20 protein-coding genes are annotated in these 20,617 nt (G+C 62.8%); 6 read left to right on the forward strand and 14 right to left on the reverse strand.

Annotation, left to right across the window (positions count from 1 at the left end; translation table 11 throughout):
- The first annotated feature begins 101 nt into the window (after positions 1–101).
- Positions 102–620, forward strand: a complete 519-nt coding sequence (locus PSH87_RS03875; RefSeq protein WP_305432631.1) for an acyloxyacyl hydrolase — start codon at positions 102–104, stop codon at positions 618–620.
- Between the two features lie 172 nt (positions 621–792).
- Here PSH87_RS03875 and PSH87_RS03880 read toward each other — a convergent pair whose 3' ends face one another.
- The 12 genes from PSH87_RS03880 to PSH87_RS03935 form a co-directional block, all read right to left on the reverse strand.
- Complete coding sequence (locus PSH87_RS03880) at positions 793–1,098, reverse strand: YkgJ family cysteine cluster protein (protein WP_071491045.1); 306 nt, start codon at positions 1,096–1,098, stop codon at positions 793–795.
- Between the two features lie 54 nt (positions 1,099–1,152).
- Positions 1,153–1,644 carry a DUF2878 domain-containing protein gene (locus PSH87_RS03885; protein ID WP_305432633.1) on the reverse strand — a complete coding sequence of 164 codons (492 nt, stop codon included), beginning with the start codon at positions 1,642–1,644 and terminating at the stop codon, positions 1,153–1,155.
- Complete coding sequence (locus PSH87_RS03890) at positions 1,637–2,908, reverse strand: cyclopropane-fatty-acyl-phospholipid synthase family protein (protein WP_305432634.1); 1,272 nt, start codon at positions 2,906–2,908, stop codon at positions 1,637–1,639. Before PSH87_RS03890 ends, PSH87_RS03885 begins: the two co-directional genes overlap by 8 nt.
- Positions 2,895–3,704, reverse strand: a complete 810-nt coding sequence (locus PSH87_RS03895) for a DUF1365 domain-containing protein (protein WP_017735163.1) — start codon at positions 3,702–3,704, stop codon at positions 2,895–2,897. Before PSH87_RS03895 ends, PSH87_RS03890 begins: the two co-directional genes overlap by 14 nt.
- Positions 3,701–4,948 carry an NAD(P)/FAD-dependent oxidoreductase gene (locus PSH87_RS03900; protein WP_305432635.1) on the reverse strand — a complete coding sequence of 416 codons (1,248 nt, stop codon included), beginning with the start codon at positions 4,946–4,948 and terminating at the stop codon, positions 3,701–3,703. Before PSH87_RS03900 ends, PSH87_RS03895 begins: the two co-directional genes overlap by 4 nt.
- Positions 4,945–5,727: an SDR family oxidoreductase gene (locus PSH87_RS03905; protein ID WP_017735165.1), complete on the reverse strand. Its 783-nt coding sequence runs from the start codon at positions 5,725–5,727 to the stop codon at positions 4,945–4,947. Before PSH87_RS03905 ends, PSH87_RS03900 begins: the two co-directional genes overlap by 4 nt.
- The gene (locus PSH87_RS03910) at positions 5,724–6,146 is read right to left on the reverse strand and encodes a nuclear transport factor 2 family protein (protein ID WP_017735166.1); all 423 of its coding nucleotides are present in this window, start codon (positions 6,144–6,146) and stop codon (positions 5,724–5,726) included. Before PSH87_RS03910 ends, PSH87_RS03905 begins: the two co-directional genes overlap by 4 nt.
- On the reverse strand, positions 6,139–7,584 hold the full coding sequence (gene phrB / locus PSH87_RS03915; RefSeq protein ID WP_305432637.1) for a deoxyribodipyrimidine photo-lyase: 1,446 nt from the start codon (positions 7,582–7,584) through the stop codon (positions 6,139–6,141). The genes PSH87_RS03910 and phrB overlap by 8 nt, the downstream gene beginning before the upstream one ends.
- Entirely contained in the window at positions 7,585–8,502 is a 918-nt protein-coding gene (locus PSH87_RS03920; protein WP_305432639.1) for a MerR family transcriptional regulator, read from the reverse strand.
- A gap of 3 nt (positions 8,503–8,505) precedes the next feature.
- A complete protein-coding gene (locus tag PSH87_RS03925) occupies positions 8,506–9,462 on the reverse strand; it encodes a DUF523 and DUF1722 domain-containing protein (RefSeq protein WP_305432640.1) in 957 nt (318 codons plus the stop codon).
- Positions 9,463–9,573: 111 nt separating this feature from the next.
- Positions 9,574–9,789 carry a TIGR02450 family Trp-rich protein gene (locus PSH87_RS03930; RefSeq protein ID WP_305432641.1) on the reverse strand — a complete coding sequence of 72 codons (216 nt, stop codon included), beginning with the start codon at positions 9,787–9,789 and terminating at the stop codon, positions 9,574–9,576.
- Positions 9,786–10,772, reverse strand: a complete 987-nt coding sequence (locus PSH87_RS03935) for an NAD(P)/FAD-dependent oxidoreductase (protein ID WP_026136590.1) — start codon at positions 10,770–10,772, stop codon at positions 9,786–9,788. Before PSH87_RS03935 ends, PSH87_RS03930 begins: the two co-directional genes overlap by 4 nt.
- Positions 10,773–10,984: 212 nt before the next feature.
- On the opposite strand from PSH87_RS03935, the gene PSH87_RS03940 reads away from it, so the two are divergent.
- Both PSH87_RS03940 and hemH read left to right on the forward strand, forming a co-directional pair.
- Positions 10,985–11,884 carry a TIGR01777 family oxidoreductase gene (locus PSH87_RS03940; protein ID WP_305432642.1) on the forward strand — a complete coding sequence of 300 codons (900 nt, stop codon included), beginning with the start codon at positions 10,985–10,987 and terminating at the stop codon, positions 11,882–11,884.
- 14 nt (positions 11,885–11,898) lie between these two features.
- Positions 11,899–12,921 carry a ferrochelatase gene (gene hemH / locus PSH87_RS03945; RefSeq protein ID WP_305432643.1) on the forward strand — a complete coding sequence of 341 codons (1,023 nt, stop codon included), beginning with the start codon at positions 11,899–11,901 and terminating at the stop codon, positions 12,919–12,921.
- A 140-nt stretch (positions 12,922–13,061) separates the two neighbouring features.
- On the opposite strand, the gene PSH87_RS03950 is transcribed toward hemH, so the two are convergent.
- Together PSH87_RS03950 and algW are read right to left on the reverse strand one after the other, a co-directional pair.
- Positions 13,062–15,158, reverse strand: coding sequence for a TonB-dependent siderophore receptor (locus tag PSH87_RS03950; RefSeq protein WP_305432645.1), 2,097 nt, complete (start codon positions 15,156–15,158; stop codon positions 13,062–13,064).
- A 112-nt stretch (positions 15,159–15,270) separates the two neighbouring features.
- Positions 15,271–16,425: a Do family serine endopeptidase AlgW gene (algW, locus tag PSH87_RS03955; protein WP_017735177.1), complete on the reverse strand. Its 1,155-nt coding sequence runs from the start codon at positions 16,423–16,425 to the stop codon at positions 15,271–15,273.
- Positions 16,426–16,527: 102 nt separating this feature from the next.
- On the opposite strand from algW, the gene PSH87_RS03960 reads away from it, so the two are divergent.
- From PSH87_RS03960 to cysN, 3 genes are all read left to right on the forward strand, one after another.
- Positions 16,528–17,286: a Nif3-like dinuclear metal center hexameric protein gene (locus PSH87_RS03960; RefSeq protein WP_017735178.1), complete on the forward strand. Its 759-nt coding sequence runs from the start codon at positions 16,528–16,530 to the stop codon at positions 17,284–17,286.
- 336 nt (positions 17,287–17,622) lie between these two features.
- Complete coding sequence (cysD, locus tag PSH87_RS03965; protein WP_305432648.1) at positions 17,623–18,540, forward strand: sulfate adenylyltransferase subunit CysD; 918 nt, start codon at positions 17,623–17,625, stop codon at positions 18,538–18,540.
- 9 nt (positions 18,541–18,549) lie between these two features.
- Complete coding sequence (cysN, locus tag PSH87_RS03970; RefSeq protein ID WP_207040126.1) at positions 18,550–20,448, forward strand: sulfate adenylyltransferase subunit CysN; 1,899 nt, start codon at positions 18,550–18,552, stop codon at positions 20,446–20,448.
- Positions 20,449–20,617 lie beyond the last annotated feature (169 nt).

Here is a 20,617-nt window from a genome sequence, read left to right on the forward strand (position 1 = left end):
TGACGGCGTTATCGGCGGGAACTTCTGTCTACGCGCCGGCTTCTATTAGCGAGATAGCCTGTACACAAACCATATAACTTCGTCGGGAAAGGATGTTTCTTATGAAGCGCTTGTTCTGTTTGGCTGCGATTGCGGCCGTCGTTGTAGGACACTCCGTTTCAGCCCAGGCTGCGGGCCTGGAATTGGGGGTGGGAAGTACCAGCGATTCGACCATGACCTACCGGTTGGGGCTGACGTCGCAGTGGGATAAAAGCTGGTGGCAGAGTGATACCGGCCGCTTGACCGGATACTGGAGCGGCGCCTACACCTACTGGGACGGAGACAAGCGCGCCAGCGTCAGCAGCCTGTCGTTCTCGCCGGTGTTTGTGTATGAATTTGCCGGGGAGAGGGTCAAGCCCTACATCGAGGCGGGGGTTGGCGTAGCGGTGTTCTCGCGCACGCGGGTCGAAGACAACAATATCGGCCAGGCCTTTCAGTTCGAAGACCGGCTGGGCTTTGGCTTGCGCTTCACGGGCGGGCATGAAGTCGGCATTCGCGCCACGCACTATTCCAATGCGGGGCTGAGCAGTAACAACGATGGGGTCGAGAGCTACGCGTTGCACTACACCCTGGAGCTATAAATCTAAAGAACACTGCCAATCAAATGTGGGAGCTGATCCAAAGTGGCAACCCAATCCCCTGTGGGAGCGGGCTTGCCCGCGATGGCGGCCTGTCAGTCAACACAGATTCGGCTGACCCACCGCCATCGCAGGCAAGCCAGCTCCCACATTTTGACCATCATTGATCTCAGGATCAGCGATACGCCGTCGCAATCCCCTGCCTTTCCTCCAGGCATTCCGGCGCGCCCATCTCGAACTCCCGGCAAATCAACGGCCGCCGCTCATAGATCGTGCACATCATCGTGTCCCGATCCAGCGCCGCACACCAGCCGTCGTCGAGGCGCAGCATCACTTCGCCGCCCCAATCGTCGGTATCGATGTAACGCTCTGGCACGCCGGTGTCGGTGATCAGCATCACTTCCAGCTGGCAGCAGCAGGCCGCGCACGTCGAGCAAGTGACGGCGGGTTCGGCGATTTGGGTGTGGGGGATGTTGGTCATAGGCGCGCAGTGTAAGGCAAGCCGGTGTTGCGCGTATGTATGCTCTGACGGACGTCAGTGCTCCAGTTGTCGGGCGACCCAGTGCAGCACCGGAAACAACAGGGCCCACAGCAGGCCCAGGCCGATCACCGTCGTCGTGGTGCCGTAACCGAAACTCACCCCGGCCAGTTGGCTGCCCGCGTAGTACGACAGCGGCCCGCCCACCGCGCCCAACAGGCTGGCCCGCCACCAGGGGCGTGCGCTCCAGGCCAGGCAATGGCGCAAGGTGGTCGCCAGCAGCGCCCAGAGCACGATCAGCCAGAGCGGAATCAACGGCCCCGGCATGCTGAAATGAAACACGCCAAAGGTGCGCAGCGCGGTGTCGATCACCGTGCCCAGCAGGGTCACGGCGAGTATCACCTGGCCCTCGCGCGACCATGAACTGATCCACAGCAGATGCACGGCGAGTGCCGCCACCGCCACCAGCAACCAGCGGCTGTTGCCGCCCAGCACGCAGGCAAACCAGCCGCACTGGAACAGCACGGCGTTCGCCAGCGGTTTAAGCATCAAAACGCCCGAGCAGCGGCGGGTTGATTGCGGCGGGTTTGGCCAGCAGCAATTGTGCGGTACCGATCGTACGCTCCATAAAGCCCCCTTCGCAGTAGCACAGGTAGAATTCCCACAGGCGCAGGAAGTACTCATCGTAGCCCAGCTCGGCGAGGCGGCCATGGGCGCGGCGAAAATTCTCATGCCACAGGCGCAGGGTTCGTGCGTAGTGCAGGCCGAAGTCCTCCATGTGCAGCAAGTTCATGTCGGTGTCGCGGCTGACGATCTCGAGCATTTTTTGCACACAGGGCAAGGCGCCGCCGGGGAAGATGTAGCGCTGGATAAAATCCACGTTGGTCTTCGCCTGCTCATAGCGCTGGTCGCGGATGGTGATGGCTTGCAGCAGCATCAGGCCATCGCTTTTGAGTAACTGCGCGCACTGCTTGAAGTAGGTTGGCAGGAAGCGGTGGCCCACGGCTTCGATCATCTCGATGGACACCAGCTTGTCGTACTGGCCGGTGAGGTCGCGGTAGTCCTGCAACAGCAGCGTCACCTGATCACCCAGGCCCAAGGCGGCGATGCGTTGTTCGGTGTAGGCAAACTGCTCCTTGGACAAGGTCGTGGTGGTGACCTTGCAGCCATAATGCTGCGCCGCATACAGCGCCATGCTGCCCCAGCCGGTGCCGATTTCCAGCAGATGGTCGCCGGGCTTGAGCGCGAGTTTCTGGCAGATGCGCTCCAGTTTGTTCAGTTGCGCCTGTTCCAGGGTGTCGTCGGCGGTGAGGAATTGCGCCGCCGAATACATCATGGTCGGGTCGAGGAATTCTTCGAACAGGTCGTTGCCGAGGTCGTAATGGGCCGCGATGTTTTTCTGCGAGCCCTTGCGCGTATTGCGGTTGAGCCAGTGCAAGCCCTGGGTCAGCGGGCGGGCCAGGCGCGCGAGGCCGCCTTCCATCGCGTCGAGCACGTCGAGGTTGCTGACCATCACGCGCACCACGGCGGTGAGGTCCGGGCTGCTCCAGTAACCGTGGATAAACGCCTCGCCCGCACCGATGGAGCCGCCGGCGGCCACCAGGCCCCACACGGCCGAATCAAGGATGTGGATTTCCCCCAGCAGGTGCGCCTCCCGTGCGCCGAAGACCTGGCGTTCGCCGTCTTCGATCACCACCAGCTGGCCGTGGCGCAGTTGGCTGAGTTGGCGCAGCACGGCCTTGCGCAGCAGGGCACTGGTCATGCCGTTGACGTTCAGGCGATGGGTTTTGACCGATAAGCTAGGGGTTTTCATGGCGGCGATCCTTGGTATACCCGACTGCAGTACGGGAGGCGCCATCGGCGGCTCGGTGGGGGAAAATCGGTGTGCGTTTGAGCAACAGGCGCAGGGCCTGCCAGTAAATCGCCAGGCAGGTCTTGGCGGTCATCCACGGGAAGCGCCACAGGTAACGGTGCAGGCTGGCGCGGTCGAGGGCGGCTTTTTCCAGGCTCAGGGTGGCATCGAAGACTTTTTGCGCCCCCTGCCAGTCGGCCATGTGCACGCCGAGCCTGGCGGCGGGCGGGCTGAAGCTCATGCGGTATTCCAGGTCGCGAGGCAGGAACGGCGACACATGGAAGGCCTTGGCCACGGCGAAGTGCTGGTGCTCGTCCGCGCCGAGGGCCAGGGCCGGCAGCACGTAGTGATAGCGCTCGCGCCATGGGGTGTTGGTCACTTCACACAGGATCGCGGCCAGTTGTCCGTCGGCCTCGAAGCAGTAGAAGAAACTCACCGGGTTAAAAGCCAGGCCCCAACTGCGGGCCTGGGTCAGTAGGCAGATAACGCCCTGGGGCGTTCGCCCCAGTGCCTTGCCGACTTCCTGGCGCACGGCATCGCTCAAGCTCATGCCGCTGCGCGTGAATGCACGCAGGTAATCCTGCTGGCGAAAACCGAAAGGCGCAAAACGGCTGCGCCCGGCCAGGGGCGAGAGCCCCAGCACGTGCTGTTCTTCGCTCAGATCCAGGTACAGCAGGCCGATGCGGTAGCGAAAGGCGTGAGCCTTGGGCGTAAACCGGCGATGGGCGATCCAGCCGCTGTACAGGGCGCTGTTCACAGGCGTTCCCCAAAGGCGTCGGCTACGCGCAGGGCGCTGACCACGCCGTCTTCGTGGAAACCGTTGGCCCAGTAGGCGCCGCAATAAAAGGTATTGCGCACGCCGGACACTTCCTGCCAGCGCGCTTGCGCCGCCACCGCCGCCAGGCTGTATTGCGGGTGGGCGTAGGTGTAGCGGGCGAGGATCTTCAGCGGGTTGATCACCGCCGTCTGGTTGAGGCTGACGCAAAAGGTGGTGGCGCTGTCGATGCCTTGCAGGATGTTCATGTCGTAGGTCACGGCGGCCTGGCTCTGCGCATTGCCACTCAGGCGATAATTCCAGCTGGCCCAGGCCAGCTTGCGATCCGGCAGCAGGCGCGTGTCGGTGTGCAGCACCACGTCGTTGCTGGCGTAGGGCAGGGCGCCGAGGATCTCTTGCTCGGCCTGGCTCGGGTCGGCCAGCAATGCCAGGGCCTGGTCGCTGTGACAGGCGAACACCACGCGGTCGAAATGCTCGACACCGGCCGTGCTGTGGATAACCACGCCAGCCTCGCTGCGTGCGACTTTATCCACAGGGCAATTGAGACGAATCTGTTCGCGAAAACCCCGGGTCAGCGGTTCGATATAGCTGCTGGAGCCACCCTCGATCACACACCATTGCGGGCGGTTGCTCACCGACAGCAGGCCGTGGTTCTTGAAGAAACGCACAAAGAACTGCAAGGGAAAACCGAGCATGTCCGCCAGGGACATCGACCAGATCGCCGCGCCCATCGGCACGATGTAGTGGCGGATAAACCGCTCGCCATACCCGCCGGCCGTGAGGTAGTCGCCCAGGGTCATGTCGGCGCCGATGCGCTGTTCCTGCAGGTCCAGCGGCGCCTGGCGGTTGAAGCGCAGGATATCGCGCAACATGCCCCAGAACCCCGGCGACAGGATGTTGCGCCGCTGCGCAAACAGGCTGTTGAGGTTGTTGCCGTTGTACTCGAAGCGCTGTTTTTCGTCGTGCACCGAAAAACTCATCTCGGTCGGCTTGAAGCCCACGCCGACGTGCCCCAACAGGCGGATGAAGTTGGGATAGGTCCAGTCGTTGAACACGATAAAACCGGTGTCCACCGCATAGCTCTTGCCTTCGACGCTGACGTTGACCGTGTGGGTATGCCCGCCGATGCGGTCGTCGGCTTCAAACAGCGTGATGTCGTGGCTGCGGCTGAGCAAGTAGGCGCTGGTCAGCCCGGCGATGCCGCTACCGATGATGGCGATTTTCACAGGTAGTCCTTCTGCGGTGGCGGGCTGCGCAACATGCGTTTGCCGATGATCAACTGCACACGGCTGGGCAGTTTCGACAGCGGCCACAGGGTGGCGATAAACAGCGCGGGGAAGGCGATTTCCAGCGGGCGCTTGTCCAGCTTGGCGAAGATATGCCGCGCGGCTTTGTCGGCCGTCCAGCTCAGGGGCATGGGGAAATCGTTGCGTTCGGTCAGCGGTGTTTCGACAAAACCGGGGCTGATCACCGTGACGTCGATGTTTTCCGGCGACAGGCTGATGCGCAGCGCTTCGAACAGGTAGCGCAAGCCGGCCTTGGATGCACCATAGGCTTCGGCGCGGGGCATGGGCAGGTACGTCACCGCGCTGGCCACGCCGACCAGGTGCGGCGTTTGCCCGGCGCGCAACAGGGGCAGCGCGGCCTCGATGCAGTAACTGCTGGCCAGCAGGTTGGTGCGTACCACGTGTTCGATGATCGACGAATCGAACTGCCGGGCATCCACATATTCACAGGTGCCGGCGTTGAGGATCACCGTGTCCAGCGCGCCCCAGACCACGCCGATATGCTCGCCGATCTCGCGCACGGTCTGGCTGTTGGTCAGGTCGCCGGCCACCACCAGCACTTGCCCCGGATAGCGTTGGGCGAGGGCTTCCAGCGGGCCTTTGCTGCGTGAGCTGAGCGCCACGTGGGCGCCGCTGTTGAGCAACTCCACGGCCAGCGCGGCGCCGATGCCACTGCTGGCGCCGGTCAGCCAATAACGGCGGGGCGGGGTAAGGTTCATGCCACTCTCCTTTTCAGCCAACGGATGACGCGGCCGAGTACCGGCAGGTGTTCGTAGAGCAGGGCGCCGGCGTCGAAGTAGTCGCGATGATGGTAGACCTTGTCGCGCCACATCAGATGCGAACAGCCCTCGACCCGGATCAGCGTGCCATTGGCCAGGCGCGGGTGGCAGAAGCTCATCTTCCAGCGCAGGTAGCCTTCGCCTTCGGCGACCTGGTCGAAGCCGTGAAAGTCGAAGCGCAGCTGGCTGACATTGCTGTACAGCTCGGCAAAGTAGCGGTGCATCGCCGGCAGGCCGTGGACTTGATGCAGCGGGTCGGTGAAGGCGATGTCCTTGCTGTAGAGGTTATCCAGCAGGTGCAGGTTGTGTTTGTCCAAGGTCGCGAACGCTTGGGCGAACCGGCGCAGGAAGTCACTCATGGATGCCTCCGGCGGCTTCGCGTGAAGGCAGGCTGCGGAAGGCGGCCAGGGCGCGTTCGCGGGATTTTTTCAGGTCGACGATGGCGCGCGGGTAATCCGCCACGCCGAACAGGCCGCCCACCGCTTCGGGGTTGTGCACTTCCTTTTTATTCAGCGCGGCCAGTTCGGGCAGCCAGCGCTTGATGAACACGCCTTCGCCGTCGAATTTTTCCGACTGACTCAGCGGGCTGAAAATCCGGAAATACGGCGCCGAGTCGGTGCCGGTGGACGAGCTCCACTGCCAGCCGCCATTGTTGGCGGCCAGGTCGCCGTCGATCAGGTGGCGCATGAAAAAGCGCTCGCCTTCACGCCAGTCGATCAGCAGGTTCTTGGTCAGGAACATCGCCACCACCATGCGCAGGCGGTTGTGCATCCAGCCGGTTTCCAGCAGTTGGCGCATGGCCGCGTCGATGATCGGCAGGCCGGTGCGCGCTTGCTGCCAGGCGGCGAGGTCCTTGGGCGCATCGCGCCAGGCCACGGCTTCGGTCTCGGGGCGGAATGCACGGTGGCGCGATACCCGTGGGTAACCCACGAGGATGTGTTTGTAGAACTCGCGCCAGAGCAACTCGTTGATCCAGGTGATGGCGCCGATGTCGCCGCTTTCGAACTCGCCCCGGTTGGTTTGCAACGCGGCGTGCAGGCATTGGCGCGGCGACACCACGCCCGCCGCGAGGTACGCCGAGAGCTGGCTGGTGCCGGGCTTGGCCGGGAAGTCGCGCTCGTCCTTGTAGTAGCTGATCTGCTGGTCGGCGAAGGCGTCGAGGCGGCGGCGTGCTTCGTCTTCGCCAGCGGGCCAGAGGGCGCGCAGGGTGTCGCTGGGCGTTTCGAAACCGTCGACAGTCTGCGGAACCGGATCGCTTTCAATGTTGGGCTTCGCCTGGGCCTTGGCCGTCGGGACCAGGCGCGGCAAGGCGCTGTGCAGGCGGGTGTAGCAGACCTTGCGGAACTGGCTGAACACCTGGAAGTAGGTGCCGGTCTTGGTCAGCACGCTGCCGGGTTGGAAAAACAGCTGGTCGAGGTAGCTGTGGAACGTCACGCCTTCGGCTTCCAGCGCCTTGGCCACGGCGGCATCGCGGCGGCTTTCGTGAATGCCGTATTCCTCGTTGACGTGTACGGACTGCACTGACAGCTCGCGGCACAGCTCGCTCAATACGGCCGACGCCTGGTCCCAGGTGGCGGCGTGGCGGATCAGCAGGGGAATATTCAGCGCGCCAAGGCTGGTGCTCAGTTCGCGCAGGTTGCGCAGCCAGAAGTCCACTTTGCACGGCGCATCGTCATGGGCCAGCCATTGTTCAGGCGTGATCAGGTAGACGGCCGCAATCGGGCCCCGCTGGCTCGCGGCGGCCAGGGCGGTGTTGTCGTGTAGGCGCAGGTCGGTGCGCAGCCAGATCAAATGCATTTAGACGATTCCACGCTGGATCAGTAGCTGGTGGGCCGACAACGGGTCTTCGGCCACGCACAATTGGGGGATCTCACCGGTTAATACGGCCAACTCGGCCTGGTGGATGCATACCGTTGGTCCGGCAATCAGCGTCGGGCACGGTACGCCGGCCAGCAGCTTGCCGAGTGCCGGCAGATGCAGGGCCTTGCTTGAATACAGCAGCACGGCGCGCGGTTGCAGGTGTTCCACCGCCAGCGCCAGTTCGCCGGCCGGTAGTGGCCAGTCGAAGACTTCCACCGGGCAGTCGGCGCTGCTCGCCAGCCAGGCGCTCAGCCACAGGTGCGGCTCCAGCGGCAGGTCGGACTGGTTGACCAGCAGCAACGGCGCGCCCTGGAGCTGGCGGTTGTTGTGGTAGATGCGCGCGCCGAATTTGCTGCGCAGCCACGACAGGAAAAACACCCGCTCCATCTGCGCGCCAAACTGGCCTTGCCAGCGCTGTTCCAGGTCGTTGAGCAGTGGCAGCAGCAATTGCTCGCACAGGGTGCGCGGCGGGTACAGCGCCATGGCCTGGTTGAAGGCATCATCGACGCGGCGCTCGGCCAGTGCGCTGATGGCCTGCACCAGCTCCTGGCGCAAGGTGTGCCACTCATTCTCGACGGCATCGGCCATCGGCTGGGCGGAGTCGATCAGGGTTTTCACCTGGCTGACCGGCACGCCACGGTTGAGCCAGGTGAGGATGGTGTGGATGCGTTGCACGTGTTCGGCGCTGAACAGTCGGTGCCCCTTGGGCGTGCGCTGGGGCACGATCAGGCCGTAGCGGCGTTCCCAGGCGCGCAGGGTCACCGCATTGACGCCGGTCTGGCGCGCCACTTCTCGGATCGGCAGCCAGCCGTCGGCGAAGGCTTGGGCGAGGTCTTCTGATGGGGCAGCTTTCATGGGTTAGATCGCATTACGCAGGCTGAGGTTTTCCGGGTGCGGTTGCAGGTAGGCCTGCTGCGCGATGTAGCGGTCCGGGTGTTGGCGAAAGTGATGCTTGAGCAAGGTCAAGGGCACCACCAGCGGCACGATGCCGTGGCGGTATTGGCCGATGACGGTTTGCATTTCCTGCTTGTCGTCGGCGCTGATGGCCTGTTTGAGATGGCCGCTGATGTGTTGCAGCACGTTGGTGTGGGTGCCACGGGTGGCGCACTGGGTGAGGCCGGTCATCAGGTCGCTGAAGTAGCAGTCGGCCAGTTCCTCCAGGTTGACGTCCTTGCCCATGCTGCCCAGCAAGTGGCCGAGGCGCTTGTAGTGCGCCGGGCTGTGGGCCATCAGCAAGTATTTGTAGCGCGAGTGAAAGGCCAGCAGGCGGTGGCGGCTCAGGCCGTCGGCGAGCAGTTGCTGCCAGCTGGCGTAGACAAACACGCGGGTCAGGAAGTTTTCCCGCAGCACCGGGTCATTCAGCCGACCGTCTTCTTCCACCGGCAGGTTGGGGTGCTGCGCGCAAAAGGCTTGGGCGTAGATGCCGCGCCCGCCACCGTCCACCGGCGTGCCATTGGCGCGGTACACCTTGACCCGTTCCAGGCCGCAGGACGGCGACTTCTGCATGAAGATGTAGCCGCACAGGTCGGTGTGTTGCCCGGCCATCTGCAGGCCGTAGTCGTGCAGGGGCTCGGTTACGTTCAGCTCGCTGTGTACGGTGCCGACGGCTTGCGGGTGGGCAGGGTCGCCCACCAGGCGGATCGGCTCGCGGGGAATGCCCAGGCCGATGGCGACTTCGGGGCACAGCGGCACAAAGTCGAAATAGTCGGCGAGGGTTTGGCTGCACAGCAGGGATTGTTTGTGCCCGCCGTTGAAGCGCACGTTCTCGCCGAGCAGGCAGGCGCTGATGGCGATCTTCGGTTTGGTGCTGGACATAGGCGAACCCCGAGAAGATTCCTGTACAAGATAGTTATCTTGTACAACTAAATCTCATCATAGGTTCGATGCTGTACAAGTCAAATTATTTGTACAAGTTTTGCCGTTGGGCTACTGCCAGCCAATTTTCCAGTCGTCGGCATTTTGCAGGGTTTGCCACGCCAGGCGTTCGGCGCGGCGTGTCATCACGGCTTGCAGTTCGATTTCCAGCACGGAGCCTTCGTCGTCGCGAAACAGCTCGGTCACGAGGAAGTGTTTTTCTTTGTTGTGTGGCTGGGCTGCTGTCCATTTGGACAGCAGCAATTTGGCGGGGTTGATGCGGTTCATTGCAGGTGCTCGATCAGGCGTCGCGCCACTTCCTGGCCGCTGAGCCAGGCCCCTTCCACGCGCCCCGACAGGCACCAGTCACCGCACACGTACAGGCCCAGGTCGGCGTCGGCGAGCACGCCGAATTCATGGCTGGCGGACGGGCGCGCGTAGAGCCAGCGGTGCGCCAGGCTAAAGGACGGCGCGGGCATGGCGCTGTGCAACAGTTCGGCGAAGGCGCCGTGCAGGTGCTCGATCACGGCTTCCTTGGGCAGGTCCAGGTGGGCCTTGCTCCAGGCGCTGGTGGCGTGCAGCACCCAGGTGTCGAGGCTGGCGTCGCGCCCCGGCTTGCTGCGGTTGCGGGCCAGCCAGTCGAGGGGGCTGTCTTGCACGAAGCAGCCTTCCATCGGTGTGTCCAAAGGCGTGTCGAACGCCAGGGCGATGGCCCAGGTCGGGTCCATCTTCACCCCGGCGGCGGCGCTGGCCAGCTTGGGCGCGGCTGCCAGCAGGGCGGTGGCCTGCGGCGCCGGCGTGGCGATGACCACGTGGCTGAACGGGCCGTGGTTGCCGCCGTCGGCATCGAGCAGGTTCCAGTGTTGGGGCCCCTGGAAGACTTCGGTGATGCGGCAACCGAACGTCACCGGCAAGTCGTCGAGCAGCGCGCGGGTGATCGCACTCATGCGCGGTGTGCCGACCCAGCGGATCTGTTCATCGGGGGAGGGGGTGAGTTGACCGGATTTGAAGTTGTACAGCTGGGGTTTCCACTGCGCGGCCCAGCCGTTGCTTTGCCAGCGCTGCACTTCGTTGACGAAGCGCCGGTCGCGGGCGGTGAAGTATTGCGCGCCCATGTCCAGGGCGCCGGCATCGCTGCGCTTGCTGGACATGCGGCCACCACTGCCGCGGCTTTTATCGAAGAGTTGTACAACGTGCCCCGCGTCTCGTAACGCTCGGGCGGCGGAGAGACCGGCGATGCCGGTGCCGATGATCGCGATGGGAACAGTCATGGGAGGCCTCGTTTTACCGTTGGGTACAGACTACGCCGACACCAATAGCTGTACAATATTGTTTTTTGGTATAAGTTTTGGCGTACCTGTTCTATGCGGTGTGACCTATGGTTAAAGCTGAGGCTTAAGCCAACGTTACGCCCGATCACAAATGATCCCTGCCTATAAAATAGACCAGTGATCGGCAGCGAACGTTACATGAGGAGCGTCCCATGCATATTTTGCTGACCGGCGGTACCGGCTTGATCGGCCGCCAACTCTGCCAACACTGGCTCTCCCAGGGGCATCGCCTGACCGTGTGGAGCCGCCACCCGGAACAAGTCGCCAAGGTCTGCGGCGCCCAGGTGTCGGGAGTCGGCCGCCTACAACAGGTTATCGGCCCGGTGGACGCGGTCATTAACCTCGCCGGCGCGCCCATTGCCGACCGTCCGTGGACCCACAAGCGCAAGGCGTTGTTGTGGAGCAGCCGCATTAGCCTGACCGAAACCCTGCTGGCGTGGCTGGAAAGCCTGGCGCAAAAACCGGCGGTGCTGATCTCCGGTTCCGCCGTGGGCTGGTACGGCGACGGTGGTGAGCGCGAATTGACCGAAGCCAGCGGCCCGGTACAGGACGACTTTCCCAGCCAGCTGTGCGTCGCCTGGGAAGAAACCGCCCAGCGCGCCGAGGCCTTGGGGCTGCGTGTGGTGCTGGTGCGCACGGGCCTGGTGCTGGCGGCCGAGGGCGGCTTTTTGTCGCGCCTGTTGCTGCCGTTCAAGCTGGCGCTGGGCGGGCCGATCGGCAAGGGTCGGCAGTGGATGCCGTGGGTGCATATCAAGGATCAAATCGGCCTGATTGATTTTCTTCTGCACAACCCACAGGCCAGCGGTCCTTATAATGCGTGCGCGCCACACCCGGTGCGCAACCGCGAGTTTGCCAGGACGTTGGGCCAGGTGCTGCACCGCCCGGCGTTCATGCCCATGCCGGCGTTTGCGTTGAAGGTCGGGTTGGGCGAGTTGTCCGGGTTGCTGTTGGGCGGGCAGAAGGCCGTCCCCGAACGGCTGCTGGCGGCCGGTTACCCTTTTCAGTTCACAGAGTTGCGTGCGGCCCTGGACGACTTGTCCAGCCGCCTCTAGCCATAGGATGTTGCATGACGGATCACGCGTTGTTACTGGTCAACCTGGGTTCACCGGCGTCCACTTCGGTGGCCGATGTGCGCAGCTACCTCAATCAGTTCCTGATGGACCCTTATGTGATCGACCTGCCGTGGCCGGTGCGGCGCTTGCTGGTGTCGCTGATCCTGATCAAGCGCCCCGAGCAGTCGGCCCACGCCTACGCTTCGATCTGGTGGGAGGAGGGCTCGCCGCTGGTGGTGCTCAGCCGCCGCCTGCAACAACAGATGACTGCGCAGTGGAGCCACGGGCCGGTGGAATTGGCGATGCGCTACGGCGAGCCGTCGATTGAAACAGTGCTGACCCGTCTCGCCAGTCAGGGCATCCGCAAGGTCACCCTCGCGCCGCTGTACCCGCAGTTTGCCGACAGCACCGTGACCACGGTGGTGGAAGAAGCCCGCCGTGTGCTGCGTGAGAAAAAGCTCGACCTGCCGTTGGCGATCCTGCAACCCTTCTACGACCAACCGGAATACCTCGACGCCCTGGTGGCCAGCGCCAAGCCGCATTTGCAGCAGGATTACGATCACCTGCTGTTCAGCTTCCACGGCTTGCCGGAGCGGCACCTGCAAAAACTCAACCCTGGCCACACCTTCGACGGTGCCACCGATTGCTGCGCGAACGCCCCGGCACAAGTGCGTGCCACCTGTTATCGCGGGCAATGTTTCAGCGTGGCGCGGGATTTTGCCGCGCGCATGGGCTTGCCGGAAGATAAATGGTCGGTGGCCTTCCAATCGCGCCTGGGCCGGGCGAAGTGGATCGAACCCTACACCGAAGCCCGCCTGGAAACCCTGGCCCAGCAAGGCGTGAAAAAGCTGCTGGTGATGTGCCCGGCGTTTGTCGCCGATTGCATCGAGACGCTGGAGGAGATTGGTGATCGCGGGCTGGAGCAGTTCCGCGAGGCGGGGGGCGAGGAGTTGGTGCTGGTGCCGTGCCTGAATGATGATCCGCAGTGGGCGAAGGCGTTGAATGCCTTGTGTGAAAAAGCACCCGGGTCGCTATAGCTGAAGCCAGTGAAGATCAACATGTGGGAGCGGGCTTGCCCGCGATGGGGGCGTGTCAGCCGCTAGATGTGTTGGCTGATACACCGCTATCGCGGGCAAGCCCGCTCCCACATTGGTCCTCCTATATTTGTTGATCGGGTTTACAGGTTGAGGGTCAGGCTGACGGTGAGGTTGCGTGGTTCGCCCGGGTTGACCCAATAGTTGCTGTAGGACCGCTCGTAGTACTTCTCATCAAACAGGTTGTTGAGATTCAAGCCGACCGTCACGTTCTCCGTAGCCTTGTAATGCGCGAGCAAATCCACGGTGTGATACGCCGGCAGCTCAAAGCTTGTGCCCGCCTCACCGGAACGATCCCCCACATAAGTAAACGCCGCCCCCACGTCTGACCCGCGCAACGCGCCATCCTGGAACTCATACACCCCCAACAGACTGCCACTGCGCTTGGCCACGCCAAGGATGCGGCTGCCGGCGGGAATGGCTTTATCGCCCTTGGTCACTTCGGCATCGATGTAGGCAAACGCCCCAATCACCCGTACGGCATCCGTCACTTGCCCGGTCAGTTGCAGGTCAAAACCCTGGCTGCGGGCCTTGCCCATGGCGCGGTTGAGGTTGGTGGCCGGGTCGAGGGTGAGCACGTTTTCCTTCTCGATATGGAACGCGGCGAGGGTGGTGCTGAGGCGGTCGTCGAACAGCTCGCTCTTGATCCCCACTTCGTAGCCCACGCCTTCTTCCGGCTTGAAGCCTTTGTTGTTGGCGTCCAGCCCGCTGTTGGGTTTGAACGAGGTGGAGGCGTTGGCGAACACGCCGACTTGCGGCGTGAGCTGGTAGAGCAGGCCGGCGCGCTGGGTGAGGGCGTCGTGGGTTTGCTGGGTCGGCGGGGTGTTGCCGATGTAGTTGTCGATGCGTTGTTCGAAATGCTCGAAGCGCGCCCCGAGCATGCCGCGCAGGCGGTCGGTGAAGACGATCTGGTCTTGCAGGTTCAGCGCGTGGCTTTTGGTCTGCTCGAAGAAGTCGGTGCCGCCGCGCGCGCCATTGGGTTTGGCCTGGCCGTAGACCGGGTTGTAGAGGTCGATGGCGTAGGGGCTGCCGGCAATCGCCGTCACGCGTTCTTTCTTGCGGTAGTCCTCGTATTCCGTGCCCACCAGCAATTCATGCTGCCAGCTGCCAATGTCGAACAGGCCGCGCAGTTCCAGCTGGGTGATGCTGTCGTGCCAACCCATGGAGCGTTCGCGGTAGCGGCGGTTGAGGGTGTGGCCGTCGGCGTTCAGCGCACGGTTTTCCGAGGCGTCGCCCCACAGGCTGCCTTGCTTGTAGTGGCTGGCCAGGCGCAGGCTCCAGGCATCGTTGAGGTGATGTTCGAGGGCGGCCTGGAGGCGGTTGTTGTGGTTGTCGATATCGCCGTCGTTGGGCTCGCCGAGGAAGGTCGAGCGCGATACGCCGGGGGCGGCGACGATGCCACGGTCGAAAGTGGAGCTGTGGCGCACGAATTCGCTTTCGACGAGCAGGGTGGTGTCCGGGTCCAGTTGCCAACTGAACGACGGCGCGACGAACACCCGTTTGCTCTGCACGTGATCGCGGAAGCTGTGGTTGTCTTCCACCGCCAGGTTGACCCGCGACAGCACGTGGCCTTCGCTGTCCAGCGGGGTGTTGACGTCGAGGGCGGTGCGATAGCGGTCCCAACTGCCGGCGCTGGTTTGCAGGGTGGTGAAGGCCTCGGGCTGGGGCTTCTTGGTGACGATATTCACCGTGCCGCCAGGATCGCCACGCCCGTACAGGCTGGCGGCGGGGCCCTTGAGCACTTCGATGCGCTCGATATTGGCCGCGTCCGGGGTGCTCGGGTAGCCACGGTTGGCGCTGAAGCCGTCCTGGTAGAACTCGGACGTGGTGAAGCCGCGCACGCTGTATTCGTAGAGCGTCAGGCCGCCGAAGTTGTTTTGCTTGGACACGCCGCCGGCAAACTCCAGGGCGCGCTCGACGCTGGTGCTGCCCAGGTCCTTGAGCACCGTGGCGGGAATCACGCTGATGGATTGTGGGATGTCGCGTAGCGCCGTGTCGGTTTTGGTCGCGCTGGCCGAACGGGTGGCGCGGTAGCCTTTGACCGGGCTGGTGGCAGACTCGTAGGCGTCGCTGGTGACGCTGATGGTGTCGAGTTCCAGGGTGTTGTCTTCGGCGAAAGCGGGATCAAGCAGCAAACCCAAGGCCAGGCCAGCCAGGGGAGCGATTCTTCGAGACGGCATGATAGAGCGTTCCAATGTCGGTATTGAAACAATATAACATGCCTAATGAGAATGACTCGCTATGAATTATGCGCTTACAGGTGCCTGCGAACAGGCACCTGGGCGAGGGCGCTTATTCCTCTTCTTTCACCGGCGCCGGCGGTGGGCGCAGGCCGATTTCCGCTGACAACTTGATCTCTTTGCCATTGCGCATCACCAGGATCGTCACTTTGTCGGTCGGTTTGATCCGTGCCACCTGGTTCATCGACTTGCGGCCATCGCCAGCCGGTTCGCCGTCGATGCTGAGGATCACGTCGCCCAGTTGCAGGCCGGCTTTCTGCGCCGGGCCGTCACGGAAGATCCCGGCGACCACGATGCCCGGGCGCCCAGTCAGGCCAAACGACTCGGCCAAGTCCTTGGTCAGCGGCTGCACTTCAATGCCCAGCCATCCGCGAATCACCTGGCCGTGCTCGATGATCGACTTCATCACTTCCGTCGCCAGCTTTACGGGGATCGCAAAACCGATGCCCTGGGAGCCGCCGGACTTGGAGAAAATCGCCGTGTTGATACCGGTCAGGTTGCCATTCGCATCCACCAGCGCGCCACCGGAGTTGCCGGGGTTGATCGCGGCGTCGGTCTGGATGAAGTCTTCGTAGCTGTTCAGGCCGAGCTGGTTACGCCCGGTGGCGCTGATGATGCCCATGGTCACCGTCTGGCCGACGCCGAACGGGTTGCCGATGGCCAGCGCCACATCGCCCACGCGCAGGCCGTCGGAGCGGCCGAGGGTGATGGAGGGCAGGCTTTTCAGGTCGATCTTGAGCACCGCAAGGTCGGTTTCCGGGTCGCTGCCGACCACGCGGGCCAGGGTTTCGCGGCCGTCACGCAAGGCCACCACGATCTGGTCGGCGCCGGTGGTCACGTGGTTGTTGGTGAGGATGTAGCCTTCCGGGCTCATGATCACGCCCGAACCCAGGCTCGACTCCATGCGCCGCTGCTTGGGCCCGTTGTCGCCGAAGTAGCGACGAAACTGCGGGTCTTCAAACAACGGGTGCGCCGGTTTGTTGATGACCTTGGTGGTGTACAGGTTGACCACGGCCGGCGCGGCGATGACCACCGCGTCAGCATAGGTCACCGGGCCTTGCACCACCGCGTTGGTCTGCGGTGCCTGCTGCATGTTTACGTCCAGGCTGGGCAAGCCAACCCACTGGGGATAACGCTGAATGATCAGCATCGCGATCAGCACGCCAGCCAACAATGGCCATCCAAAAAAACGCAGTGCCTTGAGCATCAAGTAAGTCCTGACAGGTTGCAGGGGGCGGGAGAGCGCCCATAATGTCGCGCATTATACGAGGCTGTGAGTGCCTTCGAACGGGATATTTAGGAGTCTTTTATGGCCGTTGCCCTGAGCACATTAGTCGATGAAGCTGACCGCTACCTGAACAGCTCGAAAATCGCCGATTACTGCCCCAATGGCCTGCAAGTGGAGGGGCGCCCGCAGGTAATGCGCATCGTCAGCGGCGTGACCGCCAGCCAGGCCCTGCTGGACGCGGCCGTCGAAGCCGGGGCTGATTTGGTGCTGGTGCACCACGGTTATTTCTGGAAAGGCGAAAACCCCTGCATCACCGGCATGAAGCAGCGCCGCCTGAAAACCCTGCTCAAGCACGACATCAGCCTGCTGGCCTACCACCTGCCGCTGGACCTGCACCCTGATGTCGGCAACAACGTGCAGCTGGCGCGCCAGTTGGACATCACCGTCGAAGGTCCGCTGGACCCCAATGATGCGAAGATCGTCGGCCTGGTCGGCTCCCTTGCCGAGCCGCTGTCGCCACGGGATTTTGCCCGCCGTGTGCAGGAAGTCATGGGGCGTGAGCCGTTGCTGATCGAAGGCAGTGAGATGATCCGGCGCGTGGGATGGTGTACCGGTGGTGGTCAGGGTTACATCGACCATGGGATTGCGGCGGGTGTGGATCTGTTCCTCAGCGGCGAAGCGTCCGAGCAGACCTTTCACAGTGCGCGGGAAAATGACATCAGCTTTATTGCCGCCGGCCATCACGCCACCGAGCGTTATGGCGTGCAGGCGCTGGGGGATTACCTGGCGCGGCGGTTTGCGCTGGAGCATCTGTTCATCGACTGTCCGAACCCTATTTAACGGGCACCGCTGTACAAAATGTGGGAGCTGGCTTGTCGGGTCGCCGCATCGCTGCGATGCAGACACCTCGGTCTGTCTGATAAACCGAGGCGATGCTATCGCAGGCAAGCCAGCTCCCACACAAGCCAGCTCCCACACAAGCCAGCTCCCACACAAGCCAGCTCCCACACAAGCCAGCTCCCACACTTGACCGCGCGTCACCCCCAAACTCAGGGGCATATTCATATACCGTTTCGATCTAGCCAGCTCCCTGATTAGAAGAAGGTGCTGTGCTAGCATGCCCCGCTCGAACACGGCCCGCTGGCCGTCCATAAGATCGTTTTTCCGTGAGTAACCATGGTCGACAAACTGACGCATCTGAAACAGCTGGAGGCGGAAAGCATCCACATCATCCGCGAGGTCGCCGCCGAGTTCGATAACCCGGTGATGCTCTACTCGATCGGTAAAGACTCCGCCGTGATGCTGCACCTGGCACGCAAGGCATTCTTTCCGGGCAAGCTGCCGTTCCCGGTGATGCACGTGGACACCCAGTGGAAATTCCAGGAGATGTACAAGTTCCGCGACAAGATGGTCGAAGAACTGGGCCTGGACCTGATCACCCACGTCAACCCGGATGGCGTGGCGCAGGGCATCAACCCGTTCACCCACGGCAGCGCCAAGCACACCGACATCATGAAGACCGAGGGCCTCAAGCAAGCCCTGGACCAGCATGGTTTCGACGCCGCCTTCGGCGGTGCCCGTCGCGATGAAGAGAAATCCCGCGCCAAAGAGCGCGTGTACTCGTTCCGCGACAGCAAACACCGCTGGGACCCGAAGAACCAGCGCCCGGAGCTGTGGAACGTCTACAACGGCAACGTCAACAAGGGCGAGTCGATCCGTGTGTTCCCGTTGTCCAACTGGACCGAGCTGGACATCTGGCAGTACATCTACCTCGAAGGCATCCCGATCGTGCCGCTGTACTTCGCCGCCGAACGTGAAGTGATCGAGAAGAACGGCACGTTGATCATGATCGACGACGACCGCATCCTCGAGCACTTGTCCGACGAAGACAAAGCCCGCATCGTCAAAAAGAAAGTACGTTTCCGTACCCTTGGCTGCTACCCGTTGACGGGCGCGGTGGAGTCCGAAGCCGAGACGCTGACGGACATCATTCAGGAAATGCTCCTGACGCGAACTTCCGAGCGCCAGGGCCGTGTCATCGATCACGATGGTGCAGGCTCGATGGAAGATAAAAAACGTCAAGGCTATTTCTAAGGGGCTGTCATGTCGCATCAATCTGATTTGATCAGCGAGGACATCCTCGCCTACCTGGGCCAGCATGAGCGCAAGGAAATGTTGCGCTTCCTGACCTGTGGCAACGTCGACGACGGCAAGAGCACCCTGATCGGGCGCCTGCTGCACGACTCCAAGATGATCTACGAAGATCACCTGGAAGCCATCACCCGCGATTCGAAGAAAGTCGGCACCACCGGTGACGACATCGACCTGGCGTTGCTGGTCGACGGCCTGCAGGCCGAGCGTGAGCAAGGCATCACCATCGATGTCGCCTACCGCTATTTCTCCACCGCCAAGCGCAAATTCATCATCGCCGACACCCCCGGCCATGAGCAGTACACCCGCAACATGGCCACCGGTGCGTCCACCTGTGACCTGGCGATCATCCTGATCGACGCCCGCTACGGCGTGCAGACCCAGACCCGTCGCCACAGCTATATCGCCTCGTTGCTGGGCATCAAGCACATCGTGATTGCCGTCAACAAGATGGACATCAACGGCTTTGACCAAAGCGTATTCGAGTCGATCAAGGCCGATTACCTGAAGTTCGCCGAAGGTATCGCGTTCAAGCCGAGCACCATGGCCTTTGTGCCGATGTCGGCGCTCAAGGGCGACAACGTGGTGAACAAGAGCGAGCGTTCGCCTTGGTACACCGGCCAGTCGCTGATGGAGATCCTCGAAACCGTCGAGATCGCCAACGACCGCAACTACACCGACCTGCGTTTCCCGGTGCAGTACGTCAACCGTCCGAACCTGAACTTCCGTGGTTTCGCCGGCACCCTGGCCAGCGGCATCGTGCACAAGGGCGACGAAGTCGTGGTGCTGCCATCGGGCAAGAGCAGCCGCGTCAAATCCATCGTTACCTTTGAAGGTGAGCTGGAGCACGCCGGCCCAGGCCAGGCCGTGACCCTGACCATGGAAGACGAGATCGACATCTCCCGTGGCGACCTGTTGGTGCATGCCGACAACGTGCCGCAAGTGACCGACGCCTTCGACGCCATGCTGGTGTGGATGGCCGAAGAGCCGATGCTGCCGGGCAAGAAATACGACATCAAGCGCGCCACCAGCTACGTGCCGGGTTCCATCACCAGCATCGTGCACCGTGTGGACGTGAACACCCTGGCCGAAGGCCCGGCGAGTTCGCTGCAATTGAACGAGATCGGCCGGGTCAAGGTCAGCCTCGACGCCGCCATTGCCCTGGACGGTTACGACAGCAACCGCACCACCGGTGCGTTTATCGTTATCGACCGTTTGACCAACGGCACTGTGGCCGCGGGCATGATCATCGCGCCGCCAGTGACCCACGGCAGCTCGGCGCAGCACGGCAAGTTGGCCCACGTGGCCACCGAAGAGCGTGCCCAGCGCTTCGGCCAGCAACCGGCCACCGTGCTGTTCAGCGGCCTGTCGGGCGCTGGCAAGAGCACCCTGGCCTATGCGGTTGAGCGCAAGCTGTTCGACATGGGTCGTGCGGTATTCGTGCTGGATGGCCAGAACCTGCGCCACGACTTGAACAAGGGCTTGCCGCAAGACCGTGCCGGCCGCACCGAGAACTGGCGTCGTGCCGCGCACGTGGCGCGTCAGTTCAACGAAGCGGGCCTGCTGACCCTGGCGGCGTTTGTCGCGCCGGATGCCGAAGGCCGTGAACAGGCCAAGGCATTGATCGGCGGTGATCGTTTGCTGACGGTCTACGTGCAAGCGTCGCCGCTGGTGTGCGCCGAGCGTGATCCGCAAGGGTTGTACGCGGCGGGTGGGGATAACATCCCGGGTGAGTCCTTCCCGTACGACGTGCCGTTGAATGCCGACCTGGTGATCGACACCCAGGCGTTGTCGCTGGAAGAGAGCGTCAAGCAAGTGCTGGAGCTGTTGCGTCAGCGCGGCGCGATCTAAGGATTGCCGCTACAAAAAAGCCCGCCACCGAGTGATCGGTGGCGGGCTTTTTTATGTCCTCAAGACCGGACTCGGTCAATGTGGGAGCTGGCTTTTGTGGGAGCTGGCTTGCCTGCGATAGCATCACCTCGGTTCCACTGATGTACCGAGGTGCCTGCATCGCAGGCAA

The sequence above is a fragment of the Pseudomonas sp. FP453 genome (genome assembly GCF_030687495.1).
In the GTDB taxonomy this organism is placed as follows: Bacteria; Pseudomonadota; Gammaproteobacteria; order Pseudomonadales; family Pseudomonadaceae; genus Aquipseudomonas.